Source organism: Streptomyces colwelliae (assembly GCF_048158785.1).
Classification (GTDB): Bacteria; Actinomycetota; Actinomycetes; order Streptomycetales; family Streptomycetaceae; genus Streptomyces.
Genome location: NZ_JBLTJC010000526.1, coordinates 1 through 5,799, shown reverse-complemented (window position 1 = coordinate 5,799; position 5,799 = coordinate 1). Strand labels below are relative to the sequence as shown.

General features: G+C 71.5%; 8 protein-coding genes. 3 read left to right on the top strand and 5 right to left on the bottom strand.

Annotated elements, in window-relative coordinates; genetic code table 11:
* Positions 1-213: 213 nt before the first annotated feature.
* Genes ACNFOC_RS49765 through ACNFOC_RS49755 form a run of 3 tightly spaced genes read left to right on the top strand, consistent with a single transcriptional unit; the run spans position 214 to position 1,605 of the window.
* Positions 214-651 (top strand): roadblock/LC7 domain-containing protein, encoded by a 438-nt coding sequence (locus ACNFOC_RS49765; protein ID WP_329248490.1) that lies wholly within the window; start codon positions 214-216, stop codon positions 649-651.
* Positions 648-1,022: a DUF742 domain-containing protein gene (locus ACNFOC_RS49760; protein ID WP_416965601.1), complete on the top strand. Its 375-nt coding sequence runs from the start codon at positions 648-650 to the stop codon at positions 1,020-1,022. Before ACNFOC_RS49765 ends, ACNFOC_RS49760 begins: the two co-directional genes overlap by 4 nt.
* Entirely contained in the window at positions 1,003-1,605 is a 603-nt protein-coding gene (locus ACNFOC_RS49755) for a GTP-binding protein (protein ID WP_416965600.1), read from the top strand. The genes ACNFOC_RS49760 and ACNFOC_RS49755 overlap by 20 nt, the downstream gene beginning before the upstream one ends.
* Before the next feature lie 42 nt (positions 1,606-1,647).
* Here the strand turns inward: ACNFOC_RS49755 and ACNFOC_RS49750 are convergent, their stop codons facing one another.
* From ACNFOC_RS49750 to ACNFOC_RS49730, 5 genes are all read right to left on the bottom strand, one after another.
* Positions 1,648-2,235: a DUF4232 domain-containing protein gene (locus ACNFOC_RS49750; protein WP_416965599.1), complete on the bottom strand. Its 588-nt coding sequence runs from the start codon at positions 2,233-2,235 to the stop codon at positions 1,648-1,650.
* A gap of 115 nt (positions 2,236-2,350) precedes the next feature.
* Positions 2,351-3,268 (bottom strand): NAD(P)-dependent oxidoreductase, encoded by a 918-nt coding sequence (locus tag ACNFOC_RS49745; RefSeq protein WP_416965603.1) that lies wholly within the window; start codon positions 3,266-3,268, stop codon positions 2,351-2,353.
* 50 nt (positions 3,269-3,318) lie between these two features.
* Positions 3,319-4,674, bottom strand: a complete 1,356-nt coding sequence (locus ACNFOC_RS49740) for a hypothetical protein (RefSeq protein ID WP_416965602.1) — start codon at positions 4,672-4,674, stop codon at positions 3,319-3,321.
* A gap of 94 nt (positions 4,675-4,768) precedes the next feature.
* Positions 4,769-5,161 carry a MazG-like family protein gene (locus ACNFOC_RS49735; protein ID WP_416965598.1) on the bottom strand — a complete coding sequence of 131 codons (393 nt, stop codon included), beginning with the start codon at positions 5,159-5,161 and terminating at the stop codon, positions 4,769-4,771.
* Between the two features lie 54 nt (positions 5,162-5,215).
* On the bottom strand, positions 5,216-5,701 hold the full coding sequence (locus ACNFOC_RS49730) for a DoxX family membrane protein (protein WP_416965597.1): 486 nt from the start codon (positions 5,699-5,701) through the stop codon (positions 5,216-5,218).
* Positions 5,702-5,799 lie beyond the last annotated feature (98 nt).

Genomic DNA, 5,799 nt, shown 5'->3' with positions numbered 1-5,799 from the left:
GGACGGGACCCGTCGGGCCCGCGAGCAGGAGAACGTGCCCACGCCCGCCTGGCCCGCGTCGCTGCGCGGTGACGCCCCCAGGCCGGCGTCACCGCGAGAAGGAACTCCCCGGCCGACGACACCGCGAGAAGAAGCCCCCGCGCCCACCTGGAACACGGCCCCGCCCGAGCGCCGTCAGTTGCCCACCCGTCCCCGTCCGACAAGGAACACCCCATGACTGCGCCCAACACCACGCACGGCGGACTGGCCTGGCTGCTGGACAACCTGATCGAGCGGATCCCCGAGACCCTGCACGCCATCGTCCTCTCGGAGGACGGGCTCCTAGTCGGCTCCTCCGAACGGCTCGCGCAGGACGACGCCGAGCAACTCGCCGCCATTTCCTCGGGAGTTCACTCCCTCGCGCTGGGCACCAGCCGGCACTTCGGCGGCGGGCGCGTGCAGCAGACCGTCATCGAGATGGACGACCTCTTCCTCTTCGTCACCACCGCCGGCGGCGGCGCCCGCCTCGCCGTACTCGCCACCTCACAGGTGGACGTCGGCAACGTCGGCTACGAGATGACCATGGTCGTACGGCAGGTGGGCCAGTTCCTCAGCGCGGCCCCCCGGTTCCCGGAGTACAGCGGCGCGCCCTTCGCGGGTGAGCATGAATGAGACACTGGTCCGAGGAAGACCCGTGGGAGGACGAAGACCCCGCGCTGCTCGTCCGCCCGTACCAGGTGACCGGCGGCCGCACCCCCACCTTCCACCCCGGTATCGAACTGATCACCCTGATCAGTACCGTCCGGCCGCCGACCCGCGAACAGCGCCTCCAGCCCGAACAGAACCGGCTGCTCGCGCTGTGCCGTACGCCGACCGCGCTGGTGGAGGTCGCCGCCCGGCTCGATCAACCCGTCGCGGTCATACGGGTGTTGCTCGATGACCTCCTGGACAACGAACTCGTCTCCGTCTCCCCGCCCGCCGCGGCCGGTACCCCCGACGCCCGTTTCCTCCAGGCAGTGATCGATGGCATACGCAGAATCTGACCGCCGCGCCACCCCCGTCGCGCCCAACGCCGCCACCGCCAAGATCCTCGTCGCGGGCGGCTTCGGCGTCGGCAAGACCACCCTCGTCGGCGCGATCAGCGAGACCACGCCCCTGCGTACCGAGGAACTCATCACCGAGGCCAGCGTCGGCGTCGACAACCTCGCCGGGGTGGAGCAGAAGACCACGACGACGGTCGCCATGGACTTCGGCCGGATCACGCTGAGTTCGGCCCTCGTGGTCTATCTCTTCGGTGCCCCCGGGCAGGACCGGTTCTGGTTCATGTGGGACGACCTGTCCCGGGGCGCGCTCGGCGCGGTCGTCCTCGCCGACACCCGGCGGCTGGAGAACTGCTTCCCGTCCGTCGACTTCTTCGAGCACCGCGGCATTCCCTTCGCCGTCGGCGTCAACTGCTTCAACGGCGTCTGCGAGGAGGACCCCGAGGAGATCCGCGCCGCCCTCGACCTCGCCCCCGACATCCCGCTCGTGCTGTGCGACGCCCGCGACAAGGAGTCGGTGAAGTCGGTGCTGCTCGCGCTCCTCGAACACGTCATGCGGGGGCTGGCGGCGGAGGCGTCGGCATAGCCGTACGACCGGGCACGACCGGGCAGTCGTACGGCCGTACGGTCAGGAAGGCTTCGTCGCCGATACGGCCGTCGCGGTCAGCGTGCCGTCGCACTCCGCGAACTGCCCGTCGTCCAGGGCGACTTGGTGTGCCCCGGCACCCGGCAGGCCGATCACCATCGTCGGGTAGATCACCGGTGCCGAACCGGACTCGCAGTAGCCGTCCCCCTCGCCCTGCACCTGCACGAAGGTCAGCTTCAGCCAGGCATGGGCACCGGGAGTGAGCCTCACGGGGGAGGCGGAGCCTACGGGGGTGACCTGGAGGGGGACGTTGAGCTCCGGGGAACCGTTCGCGGCGCCGGCGACGGTGGGGTGGCCCCGGAGAGCGCAGGCCTTGGCGCCGGTGTTGGTGAACTGGACGATCGCCGCCCCGGTCCCGGTACCGACCGGGCGATCGGCGGCCTGATAGGCGGTCGCCTTCAGGGAGTCCACCGAGCACGTCTTCGCCGCCGTACCCGGGGACCTGGGCACACCGATGGAAACGGGAGTACCGGTGCCGGTGTCGCTCGCCCGGCACCCCGTCATCACCGCTGCCGCCACCGACACCGCGGCCACCGCCATCGCGCCCCTACGGATGCTGCTCTTCTGCATGACGTCCCCCGAACCGGCTGTGCACGGGCCGGACTTCGCCGGCGCTCGCGGAGGGAGACAGGACCGCCGCACCCGGGGTTCCGCCCGTGCACCACCTGTGACGGAACGGTGACGCTCAGTCGAAGCTCGCGAAATAGGCCGCGGCCATGTCCTCGTCGCCATGCCCCTGAGCCGCGGCCCGGGCGAACCGTTCCGCGCCCGCCGCGGCCACGTCCAGCCGGACGCCGTTCGCCGCCCCCGCCTGCACGATCAGCCGGGCGTCCTTCTCCGCCGTCGTGACCGCGAAACTCGCCGGAGTCAGCTGGTCGTTGAGGATCGCGGCGGACTTGGCGTGCAGGTAGCCCATGTCGAGGGGGCCGCCGGCGATGAGGCCGAGGAAGTCCTGGGGATCCACGTCCAGGGCCTTGGAGAGGGCCAGCGCCTCACCCGCCGCGTTCGTCACCGCCAGGACCCAGCTGTTGGCGACCAGCTTCAGCCGCGTCGCCGTGGCCGCCGCGCCGTCGACGCCGACCCACATCGTCCGGGCGCCGACCACGTCGAAGACCGGGGTCACCGTCTCCCGGCCGCTCTCCGGCCCCGCTGCCAGGACCGTCAGCTGACCGGCTTCGGCCGGCTGACGGGTGCCGAGGACGGGGGCGTCGTAGAAGACGAGGTCGTGCCGGTTCGCGAACCCGGCCAGTTCGCCCACCGATTCGAGGCTGGAGGTCGTCGACTGGATCCACGCGGCGCCGGGGCGCAGGGCGGGGGCGGCCTCGCGCATCACGTCGAGGACGGCGTCGCCGTCGTAGAGCATCGTGAGGATCACGTCCGCCTCGCGTACGGCCTCCGTCACCGTGTCGGTGACGTGCGCGCCGTCGGCGGCCAGCGGGTCGGCCTTGGCCCGGGTCCGGTTCCAGACGTGGACGGTGTGGCCCGCGCGGGCGAGGTTGCGGGCCATCGCGGCGCCCATGATGCCGGTGCCCAGGACGCCTACGGTGAGCTTTTCGGTGGTCATGTCTCGGCTTTCGTCCTCGACGGTGTTGTCGGGGACCAGGGTGCCAGGGTGGCGCGCGCCCGGCCTCCCGGCTGGGCGCGCGTCGCCCGTCAGCCGGTGACCGCGAACCAGGTCGACCGCGACTTCTGCCACTCCGGGTACGAGAGGTCCTTCGCCTCGGTGCCGTCGCCGTACAGGTCGGCCGCGCCGTCGTCGGTGATCAGCTGGGCGCGGGCGCCCGAGGCCGTCAGGTCCGGTACGTCCACGACCGCCTCCCAGGCGCCGGGGTCGGTCGTCGGCAGGTCGCGCAGCTTGACCGGCTGGTCGGCCGCGTTGCCGGTCCAGGAGTAGAGGGCGTACGGGTCGGAGTTGTCGTCGGCGGCCCAGGAACCGGCGACGATCAGATACTGGTTCGCCGCGTTCTTGCGGATGTCGCGCACCGAGAGGCCGCCGAGGTCCAGCTCGATCGGCGTGCCGAAGGTCGCGGCGGTACCGTTCGCGACCACCTTGTCGATGTTGGTGACCGGCACGAGCAGCGCCTTGCCGCCCTCCACCGCCGGGGCGAGCGGCGCTCGGAAACCGAGGTACGCCGTGGTCGTGGAGCCCGGCGCGAACTCCAGGCCCTCCACGTTGAACCCGTCGATCTCCTTGGGGACTTGACCGTCCGCGGTGCCCGCCGCGAAGCCGTACCGGTTGCCGTTCGCCTTGTCCCAGGCCACCAGGTCGTCGCGCAGCCTGCCGTACGAACTGCCGTAGGAGAGCGCCGCGTTGGCCCCCGTGCCGGTCACCTTCGTGGTGAAGACCGTGTTGCGGGCCGCCTTGTACTCGCCGTCCTTGTTGTTGCCCAGCGAGCCGGTCCAGTAGATCGTGTCGCCGACGCGGGCCGCGCCCTCGATGTCGATCTCCTTGTCGACGCCGATGTCGTCGCTGAAGTCCCAGGTCTTTACCGGCGCACCCGATGCCGAACGGTCGTACAGGCGAAGGACGTTGGACTCGTCATCCGCTACGACGACGTAGCCGCCGCCCACGTCGACCGCGGCGGAGGCGTCGCTGGAGCCGGTGAAGTAGCGGGTGTCGGCGGGCTGTTGGACGGATGCCGAGGCCGCGTAGTGCAGGGTCTTCGTGGCCGTCTTGCCGCCGAGGCCCGTGACCTTCACCGTGAGGTCCGTGTAGCCCTGCGCGGCCGCCGCGACGGCGAGTTGGCGGGTCGTGCCGGTGCCGGTGACGGTCACCGCGCTCGTCGGTGCCACGGACGTCCTGCTGCTCTTGCTGGCCGCGACCGTCAACGCGCCGACATCCGCGCCGCTCTGAGCGACCGTCACCTGGACCGTCGGATCGCCGAGCGCGCCCACCGCGCCCGAAAGGTACGTGGCCGACAGGGAGATGGTCGGGGTGCCGTAACTCACCGCGTGCGCCTGGCTGTTGCCGAGGCTCAGGGCGGCGAGGGCGAGACAGGTGCCCGCCACGGCGACCGTCCTGCGCCCATGGGAGAAAACTCCGTTGGAGAAAACGTAGTCCTGCACGGGGACCCCTTCGTCGGCTCGGTGTCGACGAGAAGGCTCAGCGGATCTCACCAACTCCGCGCGGCGCGGGCAGGTCCTGGGGGTGAACAACTGCGGACGGGCCGAGGGAGCGTTCCATGACCCGGGCCAGGTGGCGGGTGAAGACCTCCTGCGTGTCGGGGGTCAGCGTGCGCAGCGCAACCAGCGCGGTGATCACGACATCGCACAGTTCGCCCTGGACGTCGTCCCAGGTGTGGCTGACGCCCTTGCGCGGGTTCTGGCCGGTCGCGCCGATCACCGCCTCGGCGACCTCGCCGACCTCCTCGGACAGCTTCAGCATGCGCAGGAGCATGCCCTCGCGACCGTCGAGGGGCTGGGTCGTCTCCAGCCAGGTCCAGAGGCTGTCGATGCCGGCCCAGAGGTCGCCGGGCCGGTCGTTCCGATCACTCATGCGCCCAGCCTGCCATCACCACTCCAGCCGTTCGCACAAATCGTCTGGTCCGCCCTACTCGTCGAACAGCGTCTCCTGCCCGAACTCCGCCGCCTCCCGCACCCTCTTGTTCCGCATGCCCACCACCACGGCCGTCGCCGCCCCCGTCACCGCGAGCGCCGCCGGAACCATCCAGCCCCGGTTCACCGCGTGGCCCAGCGCGTGGTCCAGGGAGAGCCGCCCCGGGCCCGTGACCGCGAGGCCGGCCGCGGTCAGGGCGAGGGAGGCCGCGTACTCGTATCCGCCGGCCGCCGCGAAGAAGCCGTTGGGCGCGTGCACGGCGGCGGCTCCCGTCATCGCGCCGGCCGCCGCCGCGCCCGCCGCCGGGGTCGCCAGGCCCAGCGCGAGCAGCGCACCGCCGCCCGCCTCCGCGAGACCCGCCATCACGGCACTCTGCTTCCCCGGCGCGTACCCCATCGCCTCCATGGCCGCCGGCGGGATCACGCCCGAACGGGCGCGGCCCCGTTGCCGGACGCGCGCGTGTCCCACGGACTCGAGCATCGGCACATCGGTCGCCGAGTCGCTGTAGGCGTAGCAGCGCTCGAGCGGGCGATCAGTGGTTTTACACCGAGGTCCCAGACCAGGCGGCGGTACTTGTC